Origin of the sequence: Blastopirellula sediminis (assembly GCF_020966755.1) — a bacterium.
GTDB lineage: Bacteria > Planctomycetota > Planctomycetia > Pirellulales > Pirellulaceae > Blastopirellula > Blastopirellula sediminis.
In genome coordinates this window covers 3365350-3392242 of sequence record NZ_JAJKFT010000010.1, presented here as the reverse complement: position 1 = coordinate 3392242, position 26893 = coordinate 3365350, and the positions used below count along the sequence as shown (strand labels likewise).

The window sequence follows — 26893 nt, the reverse complement described above, 5'->3', positions numbered from 1 at the left end:
GAAAAACGCTGCTAGCAAATTCTCTCCGGCAGCTATTGCGTCAAACTTGAGCATTTCCTACCATCCCCGCCCGGAAACATCGATTTTTACGCGCGCGGCGAAGGTCTGGTGATGAAGTTTCGAAGTACGAACTACGGAATTGCTTACGGCATCCTCCTCCTGGCGGCGACCAATATTGGTTGCGTACCCGGTTTGTACACGCATAGCTCTGGCGACACTTCGTTGGCCGGCATTATGTCAGGCCCGCCTGCCGGTTCGCGCCGCAAGCGCCATGTCCTCGACGAACAGGAAGAAGTGGTCGCCTCCGCGTCGCGCGAAATCGACGAAGTTACGGCCGAGCAGGAGCAACTTCCCCCGGATTTCCTGGCTCGCGTTCAGTCGCTCTCTCTCCCTGAGACCGAAAAAGCGGCGATCATCCGTCAGTTCAACGGCAGTTCGCCGGAAGAGCTGGAACGCGTGCTCGGGATTCTAGAAACGCAATTCGCTTCGGCCAAACCGCCGGAAGAGAAGAAGCCCGCCGAAACGCAGCTGGCCGCCAAGCCGGCGACCACGCCGCAGCAAACCGCCGCTTCGAACGATCAACTGGCCGCGCTGCTTGATCAAATGAAGCAACGCGTCGGTCAAGCTCGCGGCGACGTGCCGCAGCGACTGCCGACCGCGGAAGGAACATCCGCCGCCGATCTGCCGACCGCCGAGCAGATCGCCGAGTACGCTCGCACCGGAAATCCGAACTTCACCCAGTACGAATTCACGCGTCGCGATCAGCCCGCTCACGCCCAGCCCGCCGCGACCGCTTATCCGGTGCAGCAAGTATCGCACGTCGAACCGCTGCCGACCGCTGAAGAAGCGGTCCTGCAAGGGGCTCATCCCGATCAGATGGAAGATCAGCGAACCGGCGTCGTCAGCAATGTTCCGCCGACTGCGATTCCGCCAACCGCCAACCAGGCGAAGGCCGACATGCCGAAATCTTCGCCGGCTGCGGTTCAGCCACTCTCCGCCGACCAGCAGTTGGTGATGGAAGCGATTTGGAATCGCGGCCACGTTTCGCTGGAAGACATCTTCAACCAACTCAACAAACACGCGTTACCGGCCAAGTCGAGCGATTCCGCCGATGGCGGCCGTTCGAGCGATCACGTCGCCGCTCCTCCGGCCCTCACCTTGGACGAACTGCAGTCGATCATCTTCGATCTGGAAGATGCCGGGTGGGTCGCTCATCGCCGCGACGACAAGCGAATCTTGTACTGGTCCGAACGGGATCGTCCGGCCGGAACGTCGCAAGATTGGGATAGCGCCCTGCGTCAAGCGATCGCGGCGATGGAAATGTCGCTTCGCAATTCACAGCTGACCGATGCAGAACGACAGACGAAAGAAATTCACCTGCGGATGCTTTACCTGATCGCCGAGCGAAAAGGGGAAGCGATGAGGAAGATCGAAGCGCTCCCGGCCCCCGAACAAGAGTTCTGGTCGAACTTGCTGTTCGCCGCCAGCGACTTCGCCCATAACAGCGAGATCCCGGTCGATCGCCGCAGTTTGTTGGCCTTGCGATCGCTCCAGGAAGCGACCGCCAGCCTGAGCGAGCTCTGCCCGCTCGACCTGCGGAACGTCACCTTCGTCCGCAACGTGAAGGGCTTCGGCGACTTCACCCCGTTTGAGAAAACGTCGTTCACGCCCGGCGAAGAGCTGCTGGTTTACCTCGAGATCGAAAACCTGACGAGCAAAGAAGTCGACGGCCAGTTCGAGTCGACCTGGGGCGCGAGCTACGAGATCTTCAACGATACCGGCCGCCGTGTCGACGCTCGGACTTTTCCAGAGTACAAAGATCGGTGCGCCAATCGACGCCGCGACCTGTCGTTCACCTACCGACTTTATCTGCCCGAGGGGATTCCGCCTGGCCGATATCGCTTGGAACTTTCGGTACGCGACAAAGAGACCGACAAGTTCGGCCAAGCGTCGCTCGATTTCGAGATCAAGCCGCAGCAATAGGTGTTTTCCATGTCGACTGCTCCGTACGACGTACTGGTCCTTGGCGCCGGCGGAGTCGGGTCGGCGGCTCTCTACCAGTTGGCGAAGCGTGGACTTCGCGCGGCGGCGATCGATCGATTTCAGCCGCCGCACATTCACGGCAGTTCGCACGGCGAAACGCGAATCATCCGCCAGGCCTACTTCGAACATCCCAGCTACGTGCCGCTGCTGAAGCGGAGCTATGAGCTGTGGCGTGAATTGGAAGCGGAGTCGCAGCGCTCGCTCTATCACGAAACCGGCCTGGTCGAGATCGGCCCGCCGGATGGAATTGTGCTCCCCGGCGTCATGCGAGCCGCGGAGCAATTCGATTTGGAAATCGATCAACTGACTCCGGTGGAAGCGTCGCGTCAGTTTCCGCAGTATCTCTTTCCCGACGATCATCTGGTCGCCTTTGAGCGCCGCGCCGGTTATCTGCTGGTCGAAGATTGCGTCTCCACGTTTCTACAACTAGCGCAGCAGCATAGCGGAGAGCTGATCGGCGATACGCAGATTCTCTCCTGGAGTCGTGATGGCGAAGGCTTTTGCGTTTCGACTTCGCGTGGAGAGTACCGCGCCGCAAAGCTGATCATCGCCGGCGGTTCTGGCGCAGTCGAGCTCTTGAAGCAACTCAACGTTCCGCTCCGAGTGTTGCGAAAGCATCTTCATTGGTACGCGATTGACGACTTGCGACTGCAAGAGGCGAACGGCTGTCCCTGCTACTTCTTTGAGTCGTCGCACGGCTACTTCTACGGCTTCCCCGAAATCACGCCTGGCGGCGGACTAAAAGGCGCCGAACATGGCGGCGGCCAGGAGCTCGCTTCGCCGTGGGACTACGAACACTCGGCCGATCCGGAAGATCAGCGGCGAATCGCCGCGTTCTTCCAACGTTCGATCCCCGGCGTCTCCAAGCGACCGCTTCGTCATGAAACGTGTCTCTACACGATGACGCCGGACGAGAACTTTTTGCTCGGCCTCTATCCCGGCGAAGAGCGGATCGCGTTGGCGGCCGGCCTTTCAGGGCATGGCTTCAAGTTCACGGCGGTGCTGGGTGAAGCGCTGGCCGATCTGGTCGAGCGGGGGACGAGTCCGTTACCGCTCGAATTCCTGGCGCCTGATCGCTTTGCGCGCTAAATCACACGGCGAAATGCGGACTTATTTCTTCTGAACTGCGCTCTATCGCAACCTATACTTTCGCGCCGACGACAGCGCTCCGGATGCGCAATCGTTACGATCGGTTTGACCCGCGAACCTTGCATTGCATGAATCATGAACGGTCTACTCGACAACCCGCAGGTCCAGTATTGGCGCAAGACAGTCCTCGAAAAGAAGTGGATGATCCTGGCGCCGACGATCGCGTGCGGTTTGCTTGCGCTCGTGTTCGCCTTCGCCAAGACGCGACTCTGGAGCGCCTCGCAAACCATGGTGGTGCGTGACGCGGCGATCGGCCAGCTCGACAAGCAGGGGCGGTTCAGCACGATCGACGACATGCGCACCGCGCAAGAGACGATCGTCCAGGCGGCTCGCAGCACCGCGGTGGTGAAGAAGACGCTCGAAACGGTCGGCCCGACCGGCTCGTCTAGCGATTTCCCGTCGCTCGATGATATTGATACGTTGCGTTCGCGGATCGGCATTGCTCCTCCCAACGGCGCCGAGTTCGGTACGACCGAAGTTTTGATTCTGTCGGTCGAAGGAACCAGTCGTGATCGGGCGGCGGAACTAGCGACCGCTCTCAGCCGAGAACTGCAATTGGCCCTGCAGCGGATTCGCAACAGCAAAGCGGCCAGCGTGATCGCCGAACTGCAGCGTGCCGTTGAACTGGCGCAAGAAGATCTGAACGATGCGACCGCCAAGCTGGAAACGTTCGAGCGGAGCGTCGGCAGCGATCTGGGAGAACTTCGCAGCCTGAACGAAACCGCATCGGCCGACGGCAAGCTGCAAGCGACCCACCGCCAAATCACCGACGAACTTCGTCAGGCCGAGTCGCAGCGCGACATGCTGAAAGAACTGCTGCAATTGCTCGCCGACTCGAAGAACAATCCCGAGATGCTGCTCGCCGCTCCCAATCAATTGTTGGCGGCTCAACCGGCGCTGCAGCGTCTGAAGGATGGCCTGGTCGACGCCCAGCTGAACAAATCGCAATTGCTGGGCCGCATGAACCCCGATCACCCGCAAGTTCGCGCGGCGGTCGCGGCGGAAGAAGAAGTCCGCGACAATCTGCTGTCGGAGCTGGCCCGCGCTCATATCGCCGTCGACAACGAACTGCGCGTCAATCAAGCGCTGATCGTTTCGCTCGGCAAGCAAGAGAAGGAAGTCCTGGCGAAGCTCGGCGGCATCGCCGGGATGCGAGCCCAGTATGACAACCTGGCGTCGAACGTCCAGGAACGTCTGCAGAACCTGGCGACCACGCAAAAGCAGTTGAGCGACGCCAAAGCGAGTTTGCTCGGCGCCGAGTCGACGAGCCTGATTACCCTGGTCGACTCGCCGGTGGTCGGAACCTATCCGATCGGTCCTGGCCGGACGATGATCCTGCTGGTCGGCCTGGCCGGCGGCATCGCGATCGGCGTCGGCTTGTTGGTGCTGACTTCGCCGGGTCCGGTGCAGTTGGGTCGTCGCCTGAGCGATAAGCTGTGGGGGAAACGTGCCAGCGATCATCCCGATGGCCCTGCCGCCACCGTTCAACCGGGCGGTCGTCGAGCGGCCGATCCTCCCGCGCCGGCGCCAGAGGTGCAACCGCAAGCCTCTGGTGGAGACCGACGCAGCCAAGGGGGACGTCGAGCCAGCGATTCAGCGCCGGCAGAGAATCAGTCAGACCGCCGCGGATCAGGCGCGGTCATTCCTCCGCTGCCGGAAGCGGGAACCGCTTCGCCGCTGCCGGATAATACTTCTGCGACGTAAGGATTAGAGCTGAGCGCCGAACTTGGCGCCGAACAGCCCCGACGTCAGAAAGGCGACCAAGGCGCCAAAGCTAACCGGCGCCTGCACGTGGAACTGCCAGAGGGTAGTGACCGAAGCGTCGTCCGCTGCGAGATAGAACGCCAAAATCGCTCCAATCGGCGCCGTCAGCACCGCGGTTAGCAAACCGTAGGTGACCGCGTTGGTGAGATTGAATTGGGAATCGTCCGTCTTTTCCGGCGTCCGTGCGACATTCGTGTTCATTTTAGTTTCGGCGATCCAACAATCGCCCCTCGCTAGCAGATGAGATGAGCAACGGTCCATCCATGACCGTCTGTAATACAACGTACGGCTGCAGCTTGGAGGCGGTTCGCAATTTCGACTGAGATTCTCAAATTTCCAAGTTGCACGCATCAAGTGCTTCTGGATGCGATAGCACCTCTAATACTATTGGCAGATTGCAAGAGAATCATGTGAGCCGCAGATGAAATTCCGGATTTAGCGGCGATCACCATGCGTATGACGCGGATCGAGCTCCGCCGCGAAGCCGACGAACAGCTTTTCGAGCGCCAGCCGCCCTCGATCGTCGTGCGAGTGGGTCCCTTTGAGCGAGAGATCCAACTTCAGTAGCTGTTGAAATAATCGACCGGCGCGGATCGATCCCAGACGCTTCAACCGTTCCTGCGCTTCATCAAGCGCCTTCGGCCAGTTCGGGAAACCGGCGTCGGCTAGGGCGTTTCGCAGCGACTTCGCTTCGCCGGTTCGCTGGGCTCGCTGATAGATCCGAGCCGCCGCCGCATAGCGCCGCAGCGACCAGGCGATCTGACCGTACAGCTTTTGCGGGCGTTCGCCCATCTGGAAGAGCTTATCCAAGTCTTCCAGCACGCCGGCGGTTCGTCCTTCGACCGCCGCATCGACCAGGTCCCAGATCGCCTTCATCCGCCAACCGCCGACGACGTCGCGAACCAGGTCAGCCGTCACCTTTCCGTTCGGTTCGACGTACAGCGACAGTCGGGCCAGATCCTGATCGATCAGCCCCAGCTCCGGACCGATCAGTTCGACCATCATCTCGGCGGCGTCCCGCTCGAGCTTGACCTGGTGGGTCTTCTTCGCCCATTTGATCATCCAGTCGTGCAGCGCCTTCGCGTCCGGAACGCTCCGCTTGCCTGACTTCTTCTCCGGCAGGTTGCAATCGACCTGCAAGCCGGTCTCGTCCAGCTTCTTGAACAGTTTGGTGTTCTTCGGCCAGTTCTCGACCACCAGGACCAGCACGCCGCTACGCTTCGGTTTGTCGGCATACTTTTCCAGTTCGGCCCGGTAACGGCTGACGAAGTCGTCAGCCCCGTCGAGAATCACCAGGCGGCGACTTCCTCCGCCGAACAGGCTGACCGTGCCGACTTCGTCGATGACGTCTCGCCAAGCGGCGGTCTTGCCGTCGAGTCGGGCGATCGGCACATCCTCGTCATCACCGCCGACGACCGCATGCCGAATCTGCCGCAAAGCCAGGCGAGCCAGCAGCGCTTCGCGTCCGTAGACGATCGCCATCCCGGGGACTTCGCCGGCGTCTTCATCGAGAAAATCAAAGCAATGGACGGTTTTCGACATGCCGAAATGGGGTCAGGCAGCGTGACGATCAAACCGCTGTAGCCTACCCGGCAGTTAGCGGATTGTCACGGGTAGAGTCGCCTGATTGGGGGAAGAGGTCGACGGGCGAATCGACTTGATCTTCCCTTGCGGCGTCAGCCCATCGTTCGCGATCGGCCGCGAAATCATCGATTCGTGGCGATTTCCGGCGGCGTCGGTCGCAACCAGTTTCAGGTAAATGTCGGCCGGAACTTCCGGCGTAATTCGCCAGGCGAAGTGGCGATCGTTCGGCAGATTCTCGGCAACCGGCTTCCAAGGTCCATCGGGCGATCCAGCGTAGTAGATCGAAATCGCCTTCTCGCCGAAGTACCGATCTTCCGCTTCCCATTCGATATCGAGCTGACCAACCCGGGCGCCTTGGCCGTAGACGACGTTCGCGATCTTGGCGACCGGCGGGGTCTCGTCTACGACGATCCAGATGTCGGCCAGCGATCCGGCTTGCGGGCGACGACCGGTTAGACCGTTCCCACCTTCGACCACCACGCGAAAGCCATAGGTTCCTTCCGATTGCACTTCGACTTCCACCGGGCTGGTCTGATCAGGATCGATCCCGCCCGGTTCCCAGGTACGGCCACCATCTTTGGTCAACCAAAGTTCGACCTGACCGATACCGGAAGGGCCGATCGCATCGACGCTGTAGTTCAGCTCGAACTTCTTGAAGTTGACGTATTCAGGCGTAACGCCGGGAGGCAGATCGAGATTCGGCTCCGGCGGCTTCGGGCCAGCGACCGGCGGCTGAACCGCGCTGTCGACCGGCTTCGACTCGGCCGGGCCGGCCGAGTATTGCGAATAGTTCGAGAAACGCGAGTTCGTCGCAGCGCTGCCAGCCGACGGATTGGAGGCCGGTTGCGCCGACGGAACGGCCATTCCGGCGGTTGCCGCCGGAGCTCCGCTTGCTGCCGGAGCGGTTGGCTCGGCGGCCGGCGGAGCGCCGGGAATACGATTGTCGGAAGGCCAGGGGACCGACGCCGGCTTTTGATTGTCACGGCGGCGGAACGGATCTTCTGGGCCGCCGGCGCCTCCCGTCGAGCGGTAAATGTCGCCATCGGGTACCGGGCGTTGTCCCTGAACGGCGCCCCATTGCGGGCGCGTCGCGACCAGCGGCACGGTCGTCGTTTGCTGAGCGCTGGCGACGTTGCCGGCACGGTCATGCGCTTCAAAGCGAACGAGCATGTAGCGGGTCGACGCGTGGGGGAACCAGCGGGTTTCGCCGGCGATCACGTTGTTCTCGTTGTAGGCCTTCGTCGCGTCGACCGTCACATTCGTGAAGGGAGCGTCGGGCGCCGTTTGATACGAAAGGTAAACGTTCTTCGGATCGACTAACGCGTCGCTCACCATCCAGCGCGCGATGATCTCGCCGCTCGGCAGCGGATTCAGTTCGAGTTTAACGGTCGGCAGTTCGGTATCGACGCGCACCTTTAGTTCCGGCTTCTGCTGGCTGACCGAAAGCTTGCCGTCGCGGGTCATCGTGCGAACCGAGAACCAAAACTCGCCGTCATTGTTAGTCTGAAAGACGAAACGATTGGCGGCCGGCGATTCGGCGCGATACTGCGTCCAGTTGCCCCCTTGGTCGTTCGAGACCATCAGGTGAACTTCGACCGGCGGGTTAGGTCCGTCCTGATTCACCTGGAACGGAATCGCAAACTCGCGCTGCCGCGTCTCCATCACTTCCACTGCCGACGGACCGGTGGGTCGGGCCTGTTGGGCGAACAGACCTAGCGGGCAGAGCATTAGCCCGACCAGTCCCAGCGACAAATGGCGTACGGTGGTAATCAATGTAAATAGCTGCCCTGACGACGTCTGCGAAAGTCAACGACGGTTATTCGTTACTATCGGTCATTCAGGAAATGTCGCTGGAGATAGCAGCCTTGCTAGGTCTCGTTAGCGAACCATGGTCGACTTTGCCGACGGCGAAGAGTTTTTGCGTCTAGGCGCTGCTGCCGGTTGTGCCGCCTAACTGTCGCTTGCTATCGCTCGTCGAAACTCACGTGACCAGACGCCGCCCCCTAATCGCTAAGGTTTACCACACAATCAATCGTAGGCTGGGTCAAGACCCAGCGTGTTACGCGGTAGGCCAATAAGAGCTGGGTCTCGACCCAGCCTACGGTCGTCTCACTAATACTGCGGCTCATTCAGCAGATCATGCAGTTCGGTATGAACCTCTTCCTGCCCCTTGCGGGTCGCCATGTCGCGCATCAGCTGCTGGCTCGTCATGTCGGGAAGCAGAAAGGCTTCGCCGTCGGCCATGACCGCGTTCCCGGTCAGGCTGCTGGTCAGCGTCGCGGCGTTTTCCGGGTCGTTTTCTATTAATAGGGAGTCGCGATTCAAGATCAGGTCGTCGGGCTGCATCCAGTTGACGCCGGGGCCGTTCTTTTCGACCACCAGCAGCAGCGATTCGTACTCGTCCTTAATATCGTCCTTTGTGACGCCGCCCCCGTCCGGAAAGAGCGTCTCTTTCCCCCGGATCACCACAAACCGCGTGTCGAAGAAGCCGTTTCCGGTTTCGTCAAAGCTCCGGTAGACGTTCGGCATTTCGCTGACAAGCTGCATGTTCATCGGATCGTCCCACGGCACGTTCAGGTTGTAGCGGGAGTAAATCTCCGAATGCCCCAGAAACGGCAGCAGCAGTACGCGCCACGAATGCATCGGCTTTCCCTTGGCGTCGGTCGTCACTGCCGGCGGATAGGCGTCGTAGGTTGAGTAGTACGCGTCCATCGCCGCGGCGATTCGCTTTAAATTATCGCGGGAGGCTTGGTTCTGAGTGTCGCGGCGAGCCTGCTTGATCGCCGGGACCGCCACGCTGGCGACCCCGCCGCCGCAAATCGCCAGACCAGCGAGCCCTGCGAACGAGAAGCCGAGGATCAACATAATCGTCGAGAGCGGCATGCGCGCCTGATCCGCCTCCGACACTCGCTTCCGCGCCCCTGTTTTCGTCGGCTGGGGAGTCGCAGGCCCGGTCGCTCCTAGCTGCGGTATCGTGATTTCCTTGGCACAAATGGCGCACGGCCCCGTTTGGCCGGCATAACTTTCGTCGATTTCCATTTGCGTCCCGCAGTGGGGACAAGTGAACGAGATCGGCATGGGATAAGCATTCTGCGAGGGGGGCGTCAATTTCTGCCGATTATAGGAGCCGCTGGCCTTCCTCGCTAACGACTTGCGCGGAAGTCCTGCACGATCTTGACGTACTCGGCCGCCAGGTCGGCGATTCGCTGCATATTGCCGCTCGCGACCGCCTCCTTCTCGATCAGCGATCCGCCGACTCCCAAGGCGCAGGCCCCCGCCTTCAAAAAGTCGACCGCCGTCTTCAGGTTGACCCCGCCGGTCGGCATCAGCTTGATATGGGGCAGGGGACCATGCAGCGCTTTCAGATACTGAGGGCCGGTGATCTCCGACGGAAAGATCTTCACGACGTCGGCGCCGGCCTGCCACGCGGTCAGCACTTCGGTCGGGGTCAGCGCGCCGGGGAGGATCGCTTTGCTGTAGCGGCGGCAGAGCTCGATCGTCTGCAGATTGATCGCCGGCGAGACGACGAACTCGGCGCCGGCCAAAATGGCCAGTCGGGCCGTTTCGGGATCCAAAACGGTCCCGGCGCCCAGCACGATCTTCCCCCCCAGCCGGTCGGCGACCGCTTCCAGCACCTGGTGCGCCTTGGGAACGGTGAAGGTCACCTCGATCGCGTCGACGCCGCCGGCCAGCAGCGCTTCGGCGATATCGACCACCGCTTCGGGGCGATCGGCCCGCAAAACGGCGACTATTCCAGAGGCGGTGATCCGCTCGACGATCGTAGGCTCACTCATGACGGTGGGGCTCCCAGAGACAGGTTTTCACAGGCCGGGGGGGACGCATCCGGCGTCCGCTTCCCCGCTCAATGCGAAAAAAGGGTAAGCTCAACGGAGGCCGCATTTTGCGTAACGCTTTGTCAAATCGGCCAAACGTGAGATAATAACAAAACCAGACGCCGCTCGGGCCACGCGGTAGTTCTCCTCTCCAACTCCGCGCACGCTTGAATCAAGAATGGACGCAGAAACGTTCTGGAACCTAGGACAGGGAATTGTGCTACTAGTGCTTTCACTCGTAGCACTGATACTAGCGTTCCAAATTATGAGAAGGTTTCGGGATCGCGCCGGCGACGACCTGCCAGAGCAAGAAACACTGCTATCAAACTTTCGGGATTTGCATTCACGGGGTGCTCTAAGCGACGAGGAATTCCGAAAGATTAAGACGGACATTTCGACGCAAATCCGTAAGGCGGCTAGAGATTCAAATGAAGAGCCGCCTGCGGGCCCGCCCAGCGATGTCTGACATTTTTGCGGTTATGTTCCGCACAAACGTAACGATGCATCCGTACATTTAGGAGTTCAAGCCTGGGAGGCTGCTGGGTCGATTCACTGGTTGTACACGCAACGTGTGACATCGAGCCCGGAATGTACGGACGCTTGAGATAGATTTAATAGAGATTTGATAGCTCGACTCTCTGCGGACAAGGATGCCCCCCGGGCCCACGGCTTCACAGCCTACGGCCAAATCGAGCGACACCTGGGAGTTTGGAACCGAGACGGCGAATTTCGCCCTTTCGCCAATGACGCGTCGTCGTGACGCGCTCGGTTCAACTTTGAGAAGCCGTAAAGGAGTTTGTGAATGCCCGCGGGAAAAGATCTCACTGGTGGACGTCGCAGTTCGACGAATAAAAAGAACGCTTTCTGTTCGTTCTGCCGCAAGAGCTACCGGGAAGTGGGACCGCTGGTCGAAGGCCCCGGCGACGTCTACATCTGCGGAGAATGTATCGATCTCTGCAAGTCGATCCTCGAACAAGAGAATCGTCGTCGCGGCGCCAGCGGCAAACTGTTCAATCACGTTCCGAGCCCGCGCGAAATCATGACGGCTCTCAATGAGTACGTCATCGGTCAGGGGAACGCGAAAAAGGTCCTCTCGGTCGCCGTCCACAACCACTACAAGCGTCTGATCATGGGCGCCGAGGGCTCGGACGTCGAAATCGAAAAATCGAACATTCTGCTCGCCGGCCCGACCGGCAGCGGCAAAACCCTGCTTGCCCGCACCTTGGCTCGCATCCTCAACGTGCCGTTCGCCATCGGCGACGCCACCACGCTGACCGAAGCCGGCTATGTGGGCGAAGACGTCGAAAACCTGCTGCTGAAGTTGCTGCACGCCGCTGACTTCGACGTCGAAGCGGCCCAGCGCGGCGTTCTGTACATCGACGAAATCGACAAGATCGGCAAGACGTCCAACAACGTCTCGATCACCCGCGACGTCTCGGGCGAAGGGGTCCAACAAGCCCTGCTCAAGATGCTCGAAGGAACCGTCGCCAACGTTCCGCCGCAAGGGGGACGCAAGCATCCGGAACAGCAGTACATCCAGATCGACACCAGCAACATTCTCTTCATCTGCGGCGGCACGTTCGTCGGGATCGAAGACATCGTTCGCAAGCGTCTCGGACGCAAGTCGATCGGGTTCGGTCAACAGTCGGGTTACAAGAGCGAAGCCGACTCGGCCGAGTGCCTGCGTAACGTCACCAGCGACGACATCCTGGAATTCGGTTTGATTCCGGAACTGGTCGGTCGTCTGCCGGTCGTCTGCTCGCTCGAACCGCTCGACGCCGCTGGGCTGAAGAGCGTCCTGACCGAGCCGAAGAACGCTCTGATCAAGCAGTACAAGCAACTGTTTGAAATGGAAAACGCGTCGCTCGACTTCTCGGAAGACGCCCTGGAAGCGATCGCCCAACGTGCCTTGAACAAGGGTACCGGCGCCCGCGGCCTCCGCTCGATTATCGAAGAAGTGATGCTCGACATCATGTTCGATCTGCCGGAACAAGAACCGGGCAGCTCGTTCTCGATCACGCGTGACGTCATCGAAGGGCGCGACAAGCTCTTCAAGATGCCGGAAACGAAAAGCGCGTAAGACTTCCCCTCCGCTTGTTTGACGTAGCAACTTTGACCTCCACAACTCGATAGCGAAACCAAGCCCCAGCCGACTCTCCACCGGCTGGGGCTTTTTTGTGCGCATACAGAATCCGTGCGTGGCACGGCTCTGCGAGCCGTGCCACTCAAAGCGTCTCACCCACCTCTTCACTAGCCCGCAGCGCAAGCAAGGGAATGCGGCCGCTGATTCAATGAAGAATCTCGCAGCTCCAACAACGAAGGACTGGACCGGACCAAGTTCTTTTTTTAAGCGTCCCGCCCAGTCTTCTAAGCCTGGTTCAGTCGCGCAACCCTTTCCGCGTCACTCACCCATCAGCCAAGCTCCATACTATGGACCGCTCGCGCACGTTTTTTCGCGCCGGCGTAAACCAGACCGCCAAAATTGCTTCGTCCCCAAACCAACAGTGGACTGGACAGCGCACTTTTTTTCGCCGGACCTCACCGCATACCGAATCGCCCCAATTCATTCGCGCTCGAACCAACAGTGGACTGGACCGCGCATTTTTTTTCTCGCAGCACTGGTCCCGACCACAACCAAAATCAAGCTCGCCGGCAGTAACTCGCGATCCGCGCGCACCGAGAGCGCACCCGCAACCAGCGCGGCAAAAGACAAAGCGAACCGCTCCGAAATCGACGGTCGCTAAATCGACCTCGGCCCAATCCGAGGACATAGAAAAAAGAATGCACGGGGCGTTGATCAGAAGCCCGCATCGTGAGGGGTCAGTATACTACAAAACGGCTCTGTTTTGCAAGAAACAAAGAGAGGGAGAAAGACTTGATGGCTGCGTTCGCCGAACTGGACTGGAGGCGTTTTGACGTGTGGGCGATCCTCGCCGCGGAAGGAGTGATGACGGTGCAAACTGAACATCGCGACGCTTGCCTAGCGTGGCTACGGTCGCAGAACTACGGCATCACGTCGCTCGATTTCGCCAACGGCGTCGGTCCGGTCGTAAGCTACATGGGAGAGATCTTCCTCTGGGAAGAGCAGTTCGGCTACAAACTGACGTCGGATGGCGGAAACCTGAACGCCTTGCGCGACGGCTTTGACTTTGATTTGCAGCCGGGCCAAAGGCACGTACTTGAGATCCGAAACGTGGATGTCGCCGCCAAAGAAGATCTCCCTTGGCTGTCCGGACTGCTGGGAATTGCCCACGAGTACTCGCGTTGGCAATTAGCCCTAGGAGCACGTTTCTTCACACTGCTTGCCTTGGATGAATCGAGTCCGCTGATTGGCTTGACGTATCAAACGCTGACCGTGCCGGGCCTCTCTTGGACAAAGTTCCGGTAACGCTCCGTTAAACGTGTGTTAGACCAGAGTCTGGCCTACAATTACCTAATTGCACTACCCTGGAAATCCGCGATATGAAAAAGCAGCAAATTGAGACAATTCGAAATGCCGCACTTTCATTTCGCGAGGCAATTGTTGCGTGCAAATCAAGTGAATTCAACCTTTGGCTTATGCGAGATTTCCCATCAGGTGCGTGTACCACTACATGTGATTTACTCGGCCTTTTTTTTGACGAACAAGGAATCACTGGAGTAGAAGTCGCCGAAGGTATCTATCGTAGCCCGGAACGCACACACAATTGGCTCGAGGTCGATGGCTTGGCCGTCGATATAACGGCCAGCCAGTTCCCCGACCATCATTTGCCAGTTTATGTGGTGAATATTGAAATCTGGCGAAATGAGTTTCAACATCAATTTAGCAGTCCTTGGATCCTCCCGCATTTTCCCGAACTTCCGGGACGAGACAGCCAATTCAACTTCGACTACCAAATGATTTGTAGCAGACTCGTCATGCCTAAGACTAAGTAAAAACTGGCCAGGCCTTGGCCTGACGGAGCGCCGCCCGATTCGGCAGACGCGCTCCTCTTGTAACTTGCATGCGCATTCCCTCGCTTGCGCTGCGGGCTAGTGTTTGGGTTTTACCAGCCGAACGAAAACCACTTGCTTGGCCCGAAGTTGCGGAAGCCGAATCTGGGGTGGAAGAATTCGGCGGTGGTTGGGGGGCCGATCAACGGCGTATTGACCGGGGTTGCGACGCCGATGAATTGCACCAGGCCGTCGCCGCCGATGATTTGACTGGGCGTGGTGGCCAGGTCCCAGTTGTTGCAAATCCAGACGTTGCCGGAGGCGTCGATCTGCAGGCCGGTGATGTGCTGCATCGAGGGGTTCGAGAAGCTGAAGAGGAACTCGCCCCGATCGGAGTCGGTTCCTTGCATCACCGAGATCACCGGCGGCGTCATCGCGTCGCTCGGCGGATTCGTAAAGCTGGCGATCCAAAGCTGGCCGCTGCCGTCGACCGCCATGCCCCAATTGTGCGACGTCGGATCCGCTTCATAGTCGGTCGCGTCGAAAGATTTACCGTCGATAAACGTCACCATGTTCGACTCGAAGTTGCTGATCCAACCGTTCCCTCCCTGGTCGATCGCGATCGTCTTCGGCGAAGAGAAGTCGCCATGCTTACGGAGTAGCGTCAAATCAGGCGATTCGGAAAGGGCGTGCGAATCAACCTGGGCGATCACTTTGAACTTGCCATGGCGCGTCAGCTCTAACACCGCCACTCCGCCGACGTGGAGCGGGGCGAAGCCTGAATTCGCGACCCAGGCTCGTCCTCTCCAATCGATCGCCACGCTGAACGGTTTCCGGACGACCGATCCGTCGTTCGTTCCTTCTGGGAACGTCAGCGCGCGGTTGCGGTTCGCTTTCAAAAAGACGGTGATCGAGCCGGCGTCGAGCGGCTCGGTCGAATCGCCCATGTTGGTCACCCAGAGGTTGCCATGCTGATCGAACGCCATCCCCATCGCCACGACCGGCGGATTGGTGTGATAGGCGCTGGCCGGAATGTAGACCCGCTGCTTTCCTTTGGGAGAGAAGGAGGTGATTCCCCCGTCTACGAAATTGGAGATCCAACCGTTGTCGAACATGTCGACCGCGGTTCCATAGCCGGAACCATTCACATGCGAGTCGATGATCGGGCTGTTAAGGATCGGCTGTCCCAGCGGACCGAGGACCGATACCTGGTTCGCCGGAGTCACGGTCGGGGGCGAGCCCGAGAAGTTATTGTTTGACCAGACGTTCCCCTTCGAGTCGAAGGCGATCCGCCCCGGCGCGTTGAAACCACCTTCGGTGAAGTGGAGCGTCAGAACCCAAGCGGTCGGCGGATCGGTCAGCAGCGGATCGTAAAGAGGCGCCGTTTCCGCCAAGGCGAGCAGGGCGGCGCTATCAAACTCGGCCGGGTTACGCGCGATGTTGTGAATCGCTTCAAACGTATTGGTCGGGGCAGGGGAGTCGGCCGGCGTCGTCAGCGCGAACAGCAGATCGCACGCGGCGCCGCTGTTGTCGGCCGCACACGCGACGATCATGTCGGCCAGCGTGTTGAAGTAGAGGAGGGCTTCGGTGCTGCGGGGATAAACGGACAACGTCGTGCCGTTGTTGTAGTTCGAGATGACCGCCGCAGCCGTGCCGGTTTGCACGTCAACCAGATTGGTCGTCGTGGCGAAGGAGTTATCAAGACCAGGCGAAAATCCGTAGATCTCGTCCCCGTCGATGAACTGCGCACAAGCGAAGGCGGCGGCGACGGTGGTGAGTTCATTGACGACGACGTTGGTCGACAAGTTCTTTCCGACTTGCCCAAGGATAGCGACCAGAACCAGTTTGCTTTCGCCGGGGGCGCCTTCAGAAACGACGACGTAAAGCAAATCGCGCGGCGAGCAGCGTCGATAATTGACGCTGAACATGCCGTTCACATCGGTCGTGTCGGCCGAGATGAGACGAGCGACGCCAAAGCCGGACGAAAACAACTCGACGTAAGCGTCTTCCAGCGGCAAGCCGGCGGCAGTAACGACGCCGGTAATCGCTTTCTCAGGCCCCCGCGCCGCAGCGGCGGTCGTGAGCCCCGACCATAGAAACGCAGAACAGACCGCAGCGACAAGCAGGGAACGACCGATCATTGACCACCTCAAAGATGTAACGTCAAGAAAGAAGAGAGTAATTCCCCAGAAGCAATCGCCGCGTCGATTCCCAACTCTCACTATGGGCATTACGACGGTCGGGCATAGAACGACTCGCCAGCGCTCACTGGGCGGCGTCGCAAATCCAAGAATCGCGGCATGCAATCTCACACGCGTGATTCCAGCCCTCTGCTTAGGAACGAACATAAGCCTGATTTTTGGGCATTGCAACCATCGCGGACAAATCTTCATTCCAGCGACGAGAAGCATGTCCACTTTCGCGCAAACGCAGAGATGGCGTCGCGAGAAGATACGACTTCGCGGAGAGGAGAATGGCGGCCGCATTCCCTCGCTTGCGTTGCGGGCTAGTTTTTCGCATCGCAAGAAACAAAAAACGCCGACTGCGGGGGTCGGCGTTTTTCGTTTCGTCAGTCAGGAGTCGCTCGCTCGATTAGCGGAACAGCGACGTTCCGCCTGGAAGGTAATACGTCGGAGCGTTGCGGCTGGTTCGTTCCCATTCCAGCAAAACTTTTTCTTTCGACGGCGGGCTCGGCTCGGTCGGAGCGATCGAGCTCGGCTGCGAACCGATCTGGCGAGCAGCTTCGTCCGCGGCGACGTTCATCACAGCGTCTTGCGGCGCCGAGTCTTTGCCGCCGCTGTGATAGAAGCCGTCGCCCGAATTGGCGCTGACCTGCATCACCGATGACGACTTATCGCCGGCCAGCGGCGTCATCGCATACGAAGCGGGCGTAGCGACCGGGCCGTCCGGGCTTTGACCGCGGACCAGCGGCTGATTGTCGTTCATCGCCACTTGCTCTGGCTGCTGCGGACCGCGAACGTTGGCGAGCTGGCTGCCGTCGCGAACCCAATCGAGCCACGCGACCTGCAAGTCGCTCAGGCTGCGATAGCCGTAAAACTTGTGCGTGGTGCGGGTCCAGTTGTTGGTCCGCATCCCTTCGCCGATGTATTCGACGTACTTCGGCTTGCCCCCTTGAACGATCAAGTAGCGAGCCAGCGAATAGCCTTGGGCGTACAGAGGCAGCACGTCGGCCGGGTATTCGTCCATCGCGAACATCCGATTGAAGGCGATGCCGCGATCAGTCGTCAGACATTCGTACAGCAGCTTGGTGTTCTTGTTCTTTTCCGATTCGTGCTCGACGGTGGTGCAAGCTCCTTCGTCGGCCCAGCGGGGAAGGGGACGACCAAAGTGAGTCGCGAAGATGGTGTGCAGCACTTCGTGCGGCAGGACCGAGTCGAGAATCCGTTCACGCGAACCTTGGATTTCCATGGTCCAGTTGAACGGCACGCCCCGATTGAAGGCGAACTGGGTGAATCCGCCGGCGCCGCCGCCGACCTTTACCAAGATCGGGCAAGGTTGCGACCACGGGGGAAGTTCTCGGCCGAGCCATTCCTGGGCGTGTTGCTTGCGGAAACCTTCGGCCGCCAGGCAGACTTGCTTGGCCATCTGCTGATCAGGAGCAGTGACCACAAAGTTCTCAGTACGGTAGTTAGCGCCTAGCGAGAGTAGCGCGGCGAACAGAATCGCCGCGAAGCGGATACGAGCTTCCATGCTCTTGGAATCTCCAAGTGTTCTGGGATCGTGCTTGGACGAGTCGCCTCCTGCAACTCGCTATTGGGGCGCCGCGTCGGTTCCCGGGGGAGAACTCCAGCAGCTAGGGCGACGCTGATTCCGATCAAACGCCGCAGCTTCGTCGAGTACGCCGCATTCTGTGACATGCGACGAGGGTATCTTCGTGCCAGCGACGGCCCCCCAAGAGGAGCCAGCGACCTTCCATGCCGCAATCGCCGTTTGTAAAGATTACAGTGAACCTAATCCAGATCGTCGCGATCACCTAGACCAGTTTTGAACAGAACCGGGCAACCGCACGAGAAACAACGCTAGCGTGGGGGACGTTCCGCGCCATGGTCCGTTACGTAGATTTCGTCCGGCTGGTTCACGGTTTTCCGGGACGGCGTTTCTTGTGCTTGGTCGACGCGGGCTTTTGGCTTAATAGATAACGCTTTTCCGAATTGACCAGAAAGCGTCCCGCCACCAGCGCGGTTCGTCCCAGCAGCATCCGGCAGAGCATCGTCTTGCGGCAGACCAGGCCCAATTCGACCAGCGCTTCATGCTCGCCGACCTTGATCGTCGTCTCGACGATGATCCGATCATGGACGCTGCCGTTGCTCGACTTGATCCGGGTTCGCCGTTTGATCGGCGCTTCGATCGTCACCAGATTGTCCCGGTTGAGCTTCGACAGAGCGACGTGAAACAGGACGCGATCCCCCGGAAGCTCTTCAAAGTCGACGACGTCGATGGCGCTAGAGCGAGCGCCGCTATCCGATTTGGCCCGAATTGGCGGAACGTTCCATTCCGGTAGGGCTACATATTCTTGCCAGCCGATGACGGCCGAATTCGGATTCTGGTCGGTCACTTTCACCCTCGCGCGTGCAGCTTCGTGCTTTGGCGAAGATTATAGCCGATCGCAATTCGACCCGGCAGATGCAAATTTCGCCGGTCGACGCTCAGTGAGAGGAACAGTCCCCGATCATTCGACCGGGGACTGATCGACATCCAGAATGGCACTGAAATACATCACGAACTTGCCGTTGCGGCGGCCTTTGATGGTATCAACCAATTTGACCGCGGCGTTCAACACGTCGCGTCGGCTGATCTGCCCCACCAACTTACCGTCACGTAAAACCGGCAAGCGACGATACTCGGTGCTCTTGAAGATCTGGATGCACTGGAGCAAGTCGGCTTCTTCATCAACCGTCCGATTGGGATCGGTGTTCATGAAAGCCCGCACTTCGTTGGACGGAAGCTGCTCGTACATCGCGTCGAGCAAAAAGCTCATCGACGTCTTTTCTGAGAATACCCCCAGATAGTTCCCCGCGTCGTCAACGACCGGGGCGCCGGAGATCCGATATTGCAGAAGCTTACGAATCGCGTCCAAGGCGTCATCTTCAGGTCGAAGCGTGACTAGCTTGGTCGCCATAAAGTCGCGTGCCACCGGCGCTCGACTTTCAGAAGTCGGAAGATTCATCGTCACAGTCCCCTTTCCCTATGAACTAGGAGAAAAATGATTGGATGAGCGGGGAGAGTCTTCGATTGGAGAGGAGTGCGGTCATTTTAAGCCCCTCTTCATAAAAACTGCAATCTTTTTCTTCAGACTTTTGGAATAATTCCTTCCGATAAAATCCCATAAAGGAGCCCTGATACCCCCAAGCGGAGACATGTCGCAGCGTCGATCCGTTCTAAACATTTCCTTAACAAACCAAGACGCCTACAGTTGAATTTGACGCACATTAAGAAACAAAGTAGTTTGGAGCGTAGCGCGCAAGATCCCTCATGCTTTATGTGTGGAATGGAGACCTACTATGTTTAAGCCGGGCGATCCGGTGGTCTATCGTAAGACCAAACACACGACTCATCCTGGTCCTCGCGCTTATGATCGGGACCCCGAACCGCGGGGCGAGTACTACACCTACGCCGTCGACAAGTACTGGGTGATCGAGCAGATTGACCAGGACTCGATCGTCGTGCGGACGCGACGCGGCAAGACCCACGCCATCAAGCGTGACGATCCTCGCCTGCGTGCCGCCAACTGGTGGGAACGACTCTTCCTCCGCGGACGGTTCCCAGGGCTCGAGACCAGGACGCCGAAGACGAACTAGTCGCCTTCGATTTCCTTGGCATTGCATCACAAACAACGCCGAGCTGGAGATGGTACATCTCCAGCTCGGCGTTTTCATTTCTTGGTTCGTCAGAGCAGGGGAAGTTACTTCCCTTTGACCTGTTCCGCGATCATGTCGAGCAAACGGCCCGGGCTACCCATCTGGTTGTAGCCGCCGTCGACATGCAGGATCTCGGCCGTCACCCCTTGCGACATGTCCGACAGCAGGTAGCAGCCCGCTTTGCCGACTTGCTCGTGGGTGATGTTGTCTCCCATCGGCGAGACCGCCGCGTACAGGTCGGTCATCCCCTTGGCGCCAACCGCGCTGCTGGCCAGCGTTTTCAGCGGTCCGGCGCTGATTGCGTTGACGCGCACGCCGTCCGGGCCGAGGTCGAACGCCAGGTATTTGACGATCGAGTCGAGGGCCGCTTTGCAGACGCCCATCATGTTGTAGCCCGGCACGATCCGCTCGCCGCCGAAGTAGGTCATCGCACAGACCGAGCTGTTCTTGCTGAGGATCGGACGCGCGGCGTTGGTCAGCGCGATCATGCTGTAGGCGCTGATGTCCATCGCCAGCTTGAAACCTTCGCGGCTGCATTCGACCGTCGGCACCCGCAGGTCATCCAGCGTGGCGAACGCGACCGAGTGGAGCAGGAAGTCGATTTCGCCGAATTCCTGCTTCGCCGTTTCCATCACTTCGGCGATGTTCTCGTTCGACTGCACGTCGAGCGGAACCAGGAACTTCGCGTTCGGGTTTCCTTCGATCAGCTTGCCGACGCGATGTCGGTTCTTCTTGCGATCGTCATCCGCTTTGTCCGGCAGGTGCGTAAATCCGCATTGGCCGCCGGCCGCCATGATTTGTTCAGCAATCGCCCACGCGATCGAGTGATTGTTGGCGACGCCGACGATCAGCCCTTTTTTCCCCTCGAATAGTTGCACTGCGAGATCTCCTCCGCCTAGCGTCAAAATGTCTTGCGGCTCGTAAACCGTGGTAATAATCGCCCAGAATACCCGTTTCCGGCCCCTGTCAAAAGCGGACTTCCTGATACGCCTGGCGACCAGCGCGAATCAATTTGATAACATAGGGGCGTTATCCTTTGACGACGGTGACGGAGACCCCGGCATGGGCGGAGCCCTCTACGACGAAATCGAATCTGCGCTCGCCCTTGGCGAATCGCGCGATCTGCTCAGCGCCCCCCATCTGCGCGTCGTCGCTTTGGCGACCGCCGAAGACCGGCTCGACAAATACCTCCACGCCGCCCTCGACGCCATCTTCCAGCGCGGCTCGGCCGATTACCTGGCGATCGCCGCTCGCAATAACCTCGGCCAATGGTCGACCCTCGCCGAAGCGGGCCGCCGTCATCCGCTGCCGACTGCCGCATTGGTCGCCGCCGTCGATGCCCGCGAGCCGGTCCTGGCCGACGGCTGGATCACCGTCGCCACCGCCGGCGATCTTATCTTGGCGGTCCGCACCACGCCGCAGCAGGCCAGCTCCCTGCAAACCCGCGTCGCGATGACCGCCCATCTGCTCGGTTACGGCGTCGGGCTGATCCGCGAACGCATCGCGCGGAAGGCTCGCCTGAAACGGCTCGAGCAGCTCCTCACCATCATCGAGTCGTGGCAGAAAACCCGCGACATGCATTCGCTGCTGACCGAAATGGCCGAAGCGGCCGCCGACCTCTTCGGCGCCGAGCGGGCCAGCATCTTCCTTTGGGATCGCCCGAAGAAGACGCTCGTCGGTCGCCCGGCCCTCGGGATCGAAGGGGGCGAGCTCCGCGTCCCGGACGACCGGGGCGTCGTCGGCCATGTCGTCCAAACCGGCGAACCGCGCCGCGTCGACGAACTGCAGCAGGACGAAATCAACCGCCAGGTCGATCAGTCGCTCGCCTTTCATACGCGCAACCTCCTTTGCGTCCCGCTGGTCGGGCGACGCGGGCGAATCTTCGGCGCGTTCGAGCTGATCAACAAGCGAGTCGGCAATTTCACCCCCGAAGACGAAGTCGGCCTGACCGAACTTGCGTCGCACGCTTCCGCCGCCCTCGAAAACACCCAGGAAACCGAAAAGATCCTCGCCAGCCGCAATCGCCTGGCCGACGCCGCCGCGGCCGAAGCGGAGCTGATCGGCGATTGCCCGGCGATCGCTACGCTGCGCGGCACGATCCGCCGCGTCGCCGAATCGAACTTGCCGGTCCTCGTGCTTGGCGAAAACGGGACCGGCAAAGAAGTGGTCAGCCAATCGATCCACTTCCGCAGCGATCGCCGCGCGCAGCCGCTGGTCGCGGTCAACTGCGCCGCCGTTCCCGATACCTTGCTCGAGAGCGAACTCTTCGGGGCGGAGAAGGGCGCCTTCACCGGCGCCGACTCCACGCGCCCCGGCAAGTTCGAGCTCGCCGACGGCGGCACCCTCTTCCTCGACGAAATCGGCGACCTCACCTTGGCCGGGCAATCGAAGCTCCTCCGCGTGCTCGAAGATCAACTGATCACCCGCGTCGGCGGGACGACCGAGATCCAGGTCGACGTCCGGATCATCGCCGCCACCAACCGCGACCTGGGAGAACTGGTCCGCGCGAAAAAATTCCGCGAGGACCTCTTCTTTCGGCTCCATGTGGTGACGATCGAACTGCCGCCGCTGCGTGAGCGGGGAGGGGACATCGTCACCCTGGCCAACCATTTTCTCCACCACTTCGCCCTCAAAACCGGCCGTCATACGCCGACCCTGGCCGAAGCGGCCGAGCGGCGTTTGCTGGCCCATCCGTGGCCCGGAAATGTGCGTGAACTTCGCAACACGATGGAGCGCGTCATATTCCTCCATAGTGACGACGTGATTCAGCCCGAGTCGCTCCAGTTCCACTCGCTCGACGCGCACGACAACACGCCGATGAACATCCCCCTGAATGACGCAACCGCCGAATTTCAAAGACGTTACATCCAAAAGCACGTCGACGCGGCCCAGGGGAACATCAGCGCCGCCGCCGAAAAGATCGGCATGCACCGCTCGAACCTCTACCGGAAGATGAAACAGCTCGAAATGCTCGACAATTCCGGGAGCGGAGAAAAATTCGCCGAGGAAAACTGAAGCCCTCCTTGGTGAGATCCGATGTTAACGCTACATTATGGAATTCCTGGGGACGCGAACCTGCCGACAGGCAACTGCGTCTCCTAAGAAAACGCTCCTTTAGCTCAATCGGCAGAGCAACTGACTCTTAATCAGTAGGTTGTTGGTTCGACTCCAACAGGGAGCACTCCACGAAAATCAGCTGGCCCCCACAGGTCAGCTTTTTTCATGCGCCGATCCTAAACCGCCGGGCGCCACCTCTTCACTAGCCCGCCGCGCCAGCAAGGGAATGCGGCCGCAAGCGAAATGACGAATGTCGAAGCACAAATGACGAATCAAATCCGAATTCTCCAATAACGAACCGCCCGTCCGAAAAACAGGACCGGACCCTCGCCCATTTTTTTTCGTCGCATCCCACATCTTCGTAGGGTCCGCTCCGCGGACCACCGCCCCGCGCCACGATCTGCGAGCCTGGTGCCATGCTCTTATCGCGTCTTCGCGAGAAGAGCATGTCTTCACCCCGCCCACGCGCAATACTAGCCCGAAGCCCCAGCGAGGGAAAACCGCCCGCAAGCAACCATCCAACCCCCGATCACCAACCGGACTGGACCGCCGCGCATCTTTTTTTTCCGAGGGTGGCCCGACCAGTCTCCCAAGACTGGTTGGGTCGCGCAGCGACAAGATGCAGCGCCATCCGCGTCGCCACGCATCAACCAAGCTCAATACGATGGACCGCTGACCCTTTTTTTTGCACGGCGAATCGCCTGAACGGCAGCGTCGCAATTCCTTCGCGCCCGCACCAACAGTGGACTCGACCGCAACTTTTTTTGATTCGACCACCCCAACGGCCCGAAGCGGCAATTTGGGTAAGCCGCAGTCTGGCTCGAGCCGCTGGACTGGACCGCTGACGCACTTTTTTTCAGCTGGAAACGAACTCAACCGCCAACGTTCCTTCGCCCCCAAACCACCAGTGGACTGGACTCGCGCATTTTTTTTTCGCGCCGTCCCTGGCGCCATGCTTACGCGGCCTGGCGCCATGCTCTTATCGCGTCTTCGCGAGAAGAGCATGTCTTCGCCCCGCCCCCGAGAAATAGTAGCCCGAAGCGCGAGCGAGGGAAAAGCAGCCGCAAGCAACCAACCAGCCCCCGATCACAAGCCGGACTGGACCGGACCGCGCACTTTTTTTTCGCGGCGTCCCCTCGCCCCCTGGCGCCACACTCTTGCGGCGTCTTCGCCGGCTTGAAGCATGTCTTCCCCCGCCCCAATCCCCACCGGACCGCCAGCATTTCTTTTTTCACCCGCCGACCGGCCGCCAACCAGCCAAGCCCCAACCGCCCGAGCGAGCCTGGCCCCGAACCGACTCCGCCGAGAGTCGAAGCTACCGAGCAGAGATGCCCGCGAAGTGGATGTAATCGAGCAGGGAAGCGTGCGCTTTGTCAATGAAGAAAGATGAGACGGTGAGCGGGAGCACGTAACGCTCCGAATCGTGGTCTCGCAACTGACGCCGCATCAGAACGGCGCCGGCAGACCTTCTCCTCTGGGGTGCGACTGACCTTCAGCCAGTGCTCTTCTTGACGTGCCAGTCTGTTACGTCCAAATTCCCCAAGACCGCCAATCTTCTGACCACTTCCAAGGAAGACACTGGCTCTGGCCAGTGGCACCCAAGATTCGAGTCGGCTGACAGTGCCACCCTGCCGTCAATTTCCGCACGAAACTTGTCAGGAAACTACAACGATGTTCAAGAGCAATACGACGTCACCGTCGCCGCAATGAAGGCCGCTCAGGCAGCGGCGAAACATCTGCGGGAAGTCGAGCAAAGTTCGGACGATTCCACGAAGGAGCAATATCTCCAAGCGTTAGAAGCGGCAAATTCGGCCTTCGACAAGTTCTACGCGGAGCGCACGGAACTGGAGCGCATCACCGCAATCTATTCTCAAGCGCTTAACGATTCGTATTTCTGGTCTCCCTACGGCACTGGTCTGGTAGAACGGGTCAATGGACTTCCGTCGGCGCGATCCATCCAGAGTCCCCAATGGCAGTTGGAGTTGTTGGACATTTCGACCGATTCCTACGAGGGAAGCGACAGCAACGCGCCAAGTTTCGCAAGCGGATATTATCACTACCTCACCAACCCTGGTGAGATGGATACCGACCTGGAAGTCGGATTCTACGTCGCGGCAGGTACCGCCGGCGTCGCCGGCGCCGCGGCCGGCGGCTTGGCAATCGCCGGAGCGGCGGGAGTCAGTTCGGTTGGCTCCCTTAGCGTCGGCGCGCTCACGTCGTCCGCCTACACCACCGTTTCGGGCGTCAGCGCCAGTACTGTCGGGACCTATGTAGGAACGCAGGGCGCGTTCGCCGCCGCCGAAACGGCCATCGAAACGGGAATTAATTATTCCCTTGATCCCTCCAAGGTGACGGCAACCAACATAGTTAGCTCGTTTGGGAAAAACTTCGCCATCAATACCGCGACCGGCGGTATCGCCACCAAGGGGAAATGGGGAATGCAGATCCTCACTTGGGGTACCCGCCAGGCGATCGAGATCAGCGGCGAAACGGCGTACGATGTCGGCTATAATGGAAATGATCTCGCCACATCGCTTGCGATTAATACCGTAGGCAGCGTTGCGGGCGAAGGGGCTTCCGTAGCCATCGGCGCTGGGATAAAACGGGCCTGGAATAGTTCGGCGGGTCAGTACACCCGGATGTATGTCGGGGTATTTGCTGAGGAATTTCAGGATGCGTCACGTCGCACCGTAACGTTGGGTTCCAACGGCGCGAATGTTGTTGCTCAAATTTCAGATGCTGTTAAGGCGACCAATAAACGGCTAAAAGATGCCCCAATCAGCGAAAACAAACTTGAGCCGGGGGAACTAATCGTCGGACGATTTGGCGATTTGTCGCCAGGAGTGCCTGGCGACAACCTCACACCGCACCATGGTCCCTCTTCGAAATACATTCGTGATAAGTTCGGAATCTCGAGAGACGATGGCTATGCAATCATGTTACAGCATTTCTATCCATCAAACACTGGACGTCACGCCAGGACACGGACCTTTGGAAACAGGAACAAAGCGCCAGAATTGATGGAGGAGCAATTCAGGACAGCGCTTGGACGTGACGTACGCGACGTGCGGCGTATTCTTCAAGAAGATGGTGTTTATAGTCCGCAAGCTCGACAATCACTCAAGGACTGGATTGCTCTTTGGCGAAATGATGACCGAGTACAAGATGCACTTAAAGTCGTGAGGCCAATCAATGAACTCTAAGCCGATTATAGCCGCATTAACAGAGTCTCTAGCTGCGGATGATCGAGATAAGGCGAATGAACTGCTATCAGAACTTTATTCAGCAAATCTTAGTGAAGATGAGCTTTCGGAACTTTTCTTGCTGCTCGATGATAGCTCCGACGACGTCGGAAATATGTATGGAATTATTCATGTTTCGGAAAGAGCCGTGCCGGATAAATTCTATCGTGCATTTGCAAAGACATTTTCGCAACTGGCATTGAAGTCCCCCAATTGGGCAAGCTTGCTGGTGGCTCGTCACTTGGCGGCATCCTCCAACAACACTTCAGGATTCGATGCAAGGTTGTTTCTTAAGTCTATGCATCGATTGCTGGACAAAAACTCAAGATCGCACTTTCATCACATATGCACGGAATTGAAAGACGCGGGAAAAATTGCTCCGGATATCGAACATGATTTGCTAGGGTGATTCGTAACCGTTCACGGGTCG

General features: G+C 59.3%; 20 protein-coding genes and 1 tRNA gene. 11 read left to right on the top strand and 10 right to left on the bottom strand.

The genetic code is table 11. From position 1 onward, the window contains the following. Positions 1-111 precede the first annotated feature (111 nt). The 3 genes from LOC68_RS25375 (at position 112) to LOC68_RS25365 (ending at position 4896) form a co-directional block, all read left to right on the top strand. Positions 112-1983, top strand: coding sequence for a hypothetical protein (locus LOC68_RS25375; protein ID WP_230224245.1), 1872 nt, complete (start codon positions 112-114; stop codon positions 1981-1983). Positions 1984-1992: 9 nt separating this feature from the next. Beyond that, positions 1993-3132, top strand: coding sequence for an N-methyl-L-tryptophan oxidase (gene solA / locus LOC68_RS25370; protein ID WP_230224243.1), 1140 nt, complete (start codon positions 1993-1995; stop codon positions 3130-3132). Positions 3133-3267: 135 nt separating this feature from the next. Then, positions 3268-4896, top strand: coding sequence for a GumC family protein (locus LOC68_RS25365; RefSeq protein ID WP_230224241.1), 1629 nt, complete (start codon positions 3268-3270; stop codon positions 4894-4896). 3 nt (positions 4897-4899) lie between these two features. On the opposite strand, the gene LOC68_RS25360 is transcribed toward LOC68_RS25365, so the two are convergent. The 5 genes from LOC68_RS25360 to LOC68_RS25340 form a co-directional block, all read right to left on the bottom strand. After that, positions 4900-5157 carry a hypothetical protein gene (locus LOC68_RS25360; RefSeq protein WP_230224239.1) on the bottom strand — a complete coding sequence of 86 codons (258 nt, stop codon included), beginning with the start codon at positions 5155-5157 and terminating at the stop codon, positions 4900-4902. A gap of 234 nt (positions 5158-5391) precedes the next feature. Then, the gene (gene holA / locus LOC68_RS25355; RefSeq protein ID WP_230224237.1) at positions 5392-6498 is read right to left on the bottom strand and encodes a DNA polymerase III subunit delta; all 1107 of its coding nucleotides are present in this window, start codon (positions 6496-6498) and stop codon (positions 5392-5394) included. Positions 6499-6552: 54 nt separating this feature from the next. Next, the gene (locus LOC68_RS25350) at positions 6553-8313 is read right to left on the bottom strand and encodes a hypothetical protein (protein WP_230224224.1); all 1761 of its coding nucleotides are present in this window, start codon (positions 8311-8313) and stop codon (positions 6553-6555) included. Between the two features lie 339 nt (positions 8314-8652). Next, complete coding sequence (locus LOC68_RS25345) at positions 8653-9618, bottom strand: DUF1559 family PulG-like putative transporter (protein ID WP_230224222.1); 966 nt, start codon at positions 9616-9618, stop codon at positions 8653-8655. Between the two features lie 65 nt (positions 9619-9683). Beyond that, positions 9684-10334, bottom strand: coding sequence for a bifunctional 4-hydroxy-2-oxoglutarate aldolase/2-dehydro-3-deoxy-phosphogluconate aldolase (locus LOC68_RS25340; protein WP_230224220.1), 651 nt, complete (start codon positions 10332-10334; stop codon positions 9684-9686). 841 nt (positions 10335-11175) lie between these two features. Between LOC68_RS25340 and clpX the strand changes: the two genes are divergently transcribed. The 3 genes from clpX to LOC68_RS25325 all read left to right on the top strand — a co-directional run bounded on the left by clpX (position 11176) and on the right by LOC68_RS25325 (position 14288). Beyond that, positions 11176-12453 carry an ATP-dependent Clp protease ATP-binding subunit ClpX gene (gene clpX / locus LOC68_RS25335; protein ID WP_230224218.1) on the top strand — a complete coding sequence of 426 codons (1278 nt, stop codon included), beginning with the start codon at positions 11176-11178 and terminating at the stop codon, positions 12451-12453. Between the two features lie 798 nt (positions 12454-13251). Beyond that, complete coding sequence (locus tag LOC68_RS25330) at positions 13252-13761, top strand: hypothetical protein (RefSeq protein WP_230224216.1); 510 nt, start codon at positions 13252-13254, stop codon at positions 13759-13761. A 74-nt stretch (positions 13762-13835) separates the two neighbouring features. Beyond that, positions 13836-14288 carry a hypothetical protein gene (locus LOC68_RS25325; RefSeq protein WP_230224214.1) on the top strand — a complete coding sequence of 151 codons (453 nt, stop codon included), beginning with the start codon at positions 13836-13838 and terminating at the stop codon, positions 14286-14288. Positions 14289-14398: 110 nt separating this feature from the next. On the opposite strand, the gene LOC68_RS25320 is transcribed toward LOC68_RS25325, so the two are convergent. The 4 genes from LOC68_RS25320 to LOC68_RS25305 form a co-directional block, all read right to left on the bottom strand. After that, complete coding sequence (locus LOC68_RS25320) at positions 14399-16426, bottom strand: hypothetical protein (protein WP_230224212.1); 2028 nt, start codon at positions 16424-16426, stop codon at positions 14399-14401. A 451-nt stretch (positions 16427-16877) separates the two neighbouring features. Beyond that, positions 16878-17996, bottom strand: a complete 1119-nt coding sequence (locus tag LOC68_RS25315) for a hypothetical protein (RefSeq protein ID WP_230224210.1) — start codon at positions 17994-17996, stop codon at positions 16878-16880. Positions 17997-18381: 385 nt separating this feature from the next. After that, positions 18382-18861 (bottom strand): ATP-dependent zinc protease family protein, encoded by a 480-nt coding sequence (locus LOC68_RS25310; protein ID WP_230224208.1) that lies wholly within the window; start codon positions 18859-18861, stop codon positions 18382-18384. A gap of 114 nt (positions 18862-18975) precedes the next feature. Then, positions 18976-19425: a CBS domain-containing protein gene (locus LOC68_RS25305; RefSeq protein WP_230224206.1), complete on the bottom strand. Its 450-nt coding sequence runs from the start codon at positions 19423-19425 to the stop codon at positions 18976-18978. A gap of 382 nt (positions 19426-19807) precedes the next feature. Between LOC68_RS25305 and LOC68_RS25300 the strand changes: the two genes are divergently transcribed. Then, complete coding sequence (locus LOC68_RS25300; protein ID WP_230224204.1) at positions 19808-20104, top strand: hypothetical protein; 297 nt, start codon at positions 19808-19810, stop codon at positions 20102-20104. Positions 20105-20208: 104 nt separating this feature from the next. On the opposite strand, the gene LOC68_RS25295 is transcribed toward LOC68_RS25300, so the two are convergent. Then, on the bottom strand, positions 20209-21042 hold the full coding sequence (locus LOC68_RS25295; RefSeq protein ID WP_230224197.1) for an enoyl-ACP reductase FabI: 834 nt from the start codon (positions 21040-21042) through the stop codon (positions 20209-20211). Positions 21043-21226: 184 nt separating this feature from the next. On the opposite strand from LOC68_RS25295, the gene LOC68_RS25290 reads away from it, so the two are divergent. The 4 genes from LOC68_RS25290 (at position 21227) to LOC68_RS25275 (ending at position 26872) form a co-directional block, all read left to right on the top strand. After that, on the top strand, positions 21227-23179 hold the full coding sequence (locus tag LOC68_RS25290) for a sigma-54 interaction domain-containing protein (RefSeq protein ID WP_230224195.1): 1953 nt from the start codon (positions 21227-21229) through the stop codon (positions 23177-23179). 93 nt (positions 23180-23272) lie between these two features. Continuing rightward, a tRNA-Lys gene (locus tag LOC68_RS25285) sits at positions 23273-23345 on the top strand. Positions 23346-24873: 1528 nt separating this feature from the next. Next, positions 24874-26424, top strand: a complete 1551-nt coding sequence (locus LOC68_RS25280; RefSeq protein WP_230224192.1) for a hypothetical protein — start codon at positions 24874-24876, stop codon at positions 26422-26424. Continuing rightward, positions 26414-26872 (top strand): Imm30 family immunity protein, encoded by a 459-nt coding sequence (locus LOC68_RS25275; protein ID WP_230224191.1) that lies wholly within the window; start codon positions 26414-26416, stop codon positions 26870-26872. Before LOC68_RS25280 ends, LOC68_RS25275 begins: the two co-directional genes overlap by 11 nt. Positions 26873-26893 lie beyond the last annotated feature (21 nt).

What these genes read in the sequence shown, in the direction of transcription:
- LOC68_RS25275 (WP_230224191.1), top strand. Translation starts at nt 26,414, where the DNA reads ATGAACTCTAAGCCGATTATAGCCGCATTAACAGAGTCTCTAGCTGCG.
- holA (WP_230224237.1), bottom strand. Translation starts at nt 6,498, where the DNA reads ATGTCGAAAACCGTCCATTGCTTTGATTTTCTCGATGAAGACGCCGGC.
- LOC68_RS25340 (WP_230224220.1), bottom strand. Translation starts at nt 10,334, where the DNA reads ATGAGTGAGCCTACGATCGTCGAGCGGATCACCGCCTCTGGAATAGTC.
- LOC68_RS25290 (WP_230224195.1), top strand. Translation starts at nt 21,227, where the DNA reads ATGGGCGGAGCCCTCTACGACGAAATCGAATCTGCGCTCGCCCTTGGC.
- clpX (WP_230224218.1), top strand. Translation starts at nt 11,176, where the DNA reads ATGCCCGCGGGAAAAGATCTCACTGGTGGACGTCGCAGTTCGACGAAT.
- solA (WP_230224243.1), top strand. Translation starts at nt 1,993, where the DNA reads ATGTCGACTGCTCCGTACGACGTACTGGTCCTTGGCGCCGGCGGAGTC.
- LOC68_RS25345 (WP_230224222.1), bottom strand. Translation starts at nt 9,618, where the DNA reads ATGCCGATCTCGTTCACTTGTCCCCACTGCGGGACGCAAATGGAAATC.
- LOC68_RS25305 (WP_230224206.1), bottom strand. Translation starts at nt 19,425, where the DNA reads ATGGCGACCAAGCTAGTCACGCTTCGACCTGAAGATGACGCCTTGGAC.
- LOC68_RS25315 (WP_230224210.1), bottom strand. Translation starts at nt 17,996, where the DNA reads ATGGAAGCTCGTATCCGCTTCGCGGCGATTCTGTTCGCCGCGCTACTC.
- LOC68_RS25365 (WP_230224241.1), top strand. Translation starts at nt 3,268, where the DNA reads ATGAACGGTCTACTCGACAACCCGCAGGTCCAGTATTGGCGCAAGACA.
- LOC68_RS25300 (WP_230224204.1), top strand. Translation starts at nt 19,808, where the DNA reads ATGTTTAAGCCGGGCGATCCGGTGGTCTATCGTAAGACCAAACACACG.
- LOC68_RS25330 (WP_230224216.1), top strand. Translation starts at nt 13,252, where the DNA reads ATGGCTGCGTTCGCCGAACTGGACTGGAGGCGTTTTGACGTGTGGGCG.
- LOC68_RS25375 (WP_230224245.1), top strand. Translation starts at nt 112, where the DNA reads ATGAAGTTTCGAAGTACGAACTACGGAATTGCTTACGGCATCCTCCTC.
- LOC68_RS25360 (WP_230224239.1), bottom strand. Translation starts at nt 5,157, where the DNA reads ATGAACACGAATGTCGCACGGACGCCGGAAAAGACGGACGATTCCCAA.
- LOC68_RS25320 (WP_230224212.1), bottom strand. Translation starts at nt 16,426, where the DNA reads ATGATCGGTCGTTCCCTGCTTGTCGCTGCGGTCTGTTCTGCGTTTCTA.
- LOC68_RS25325 (WP_230224214.1), top strand. Translation starts at nt 13,836, where the DNA reads ATGAAAAAGCAGCAAATTGAGACAATTCGAAATGCCGCACTTTCATTT.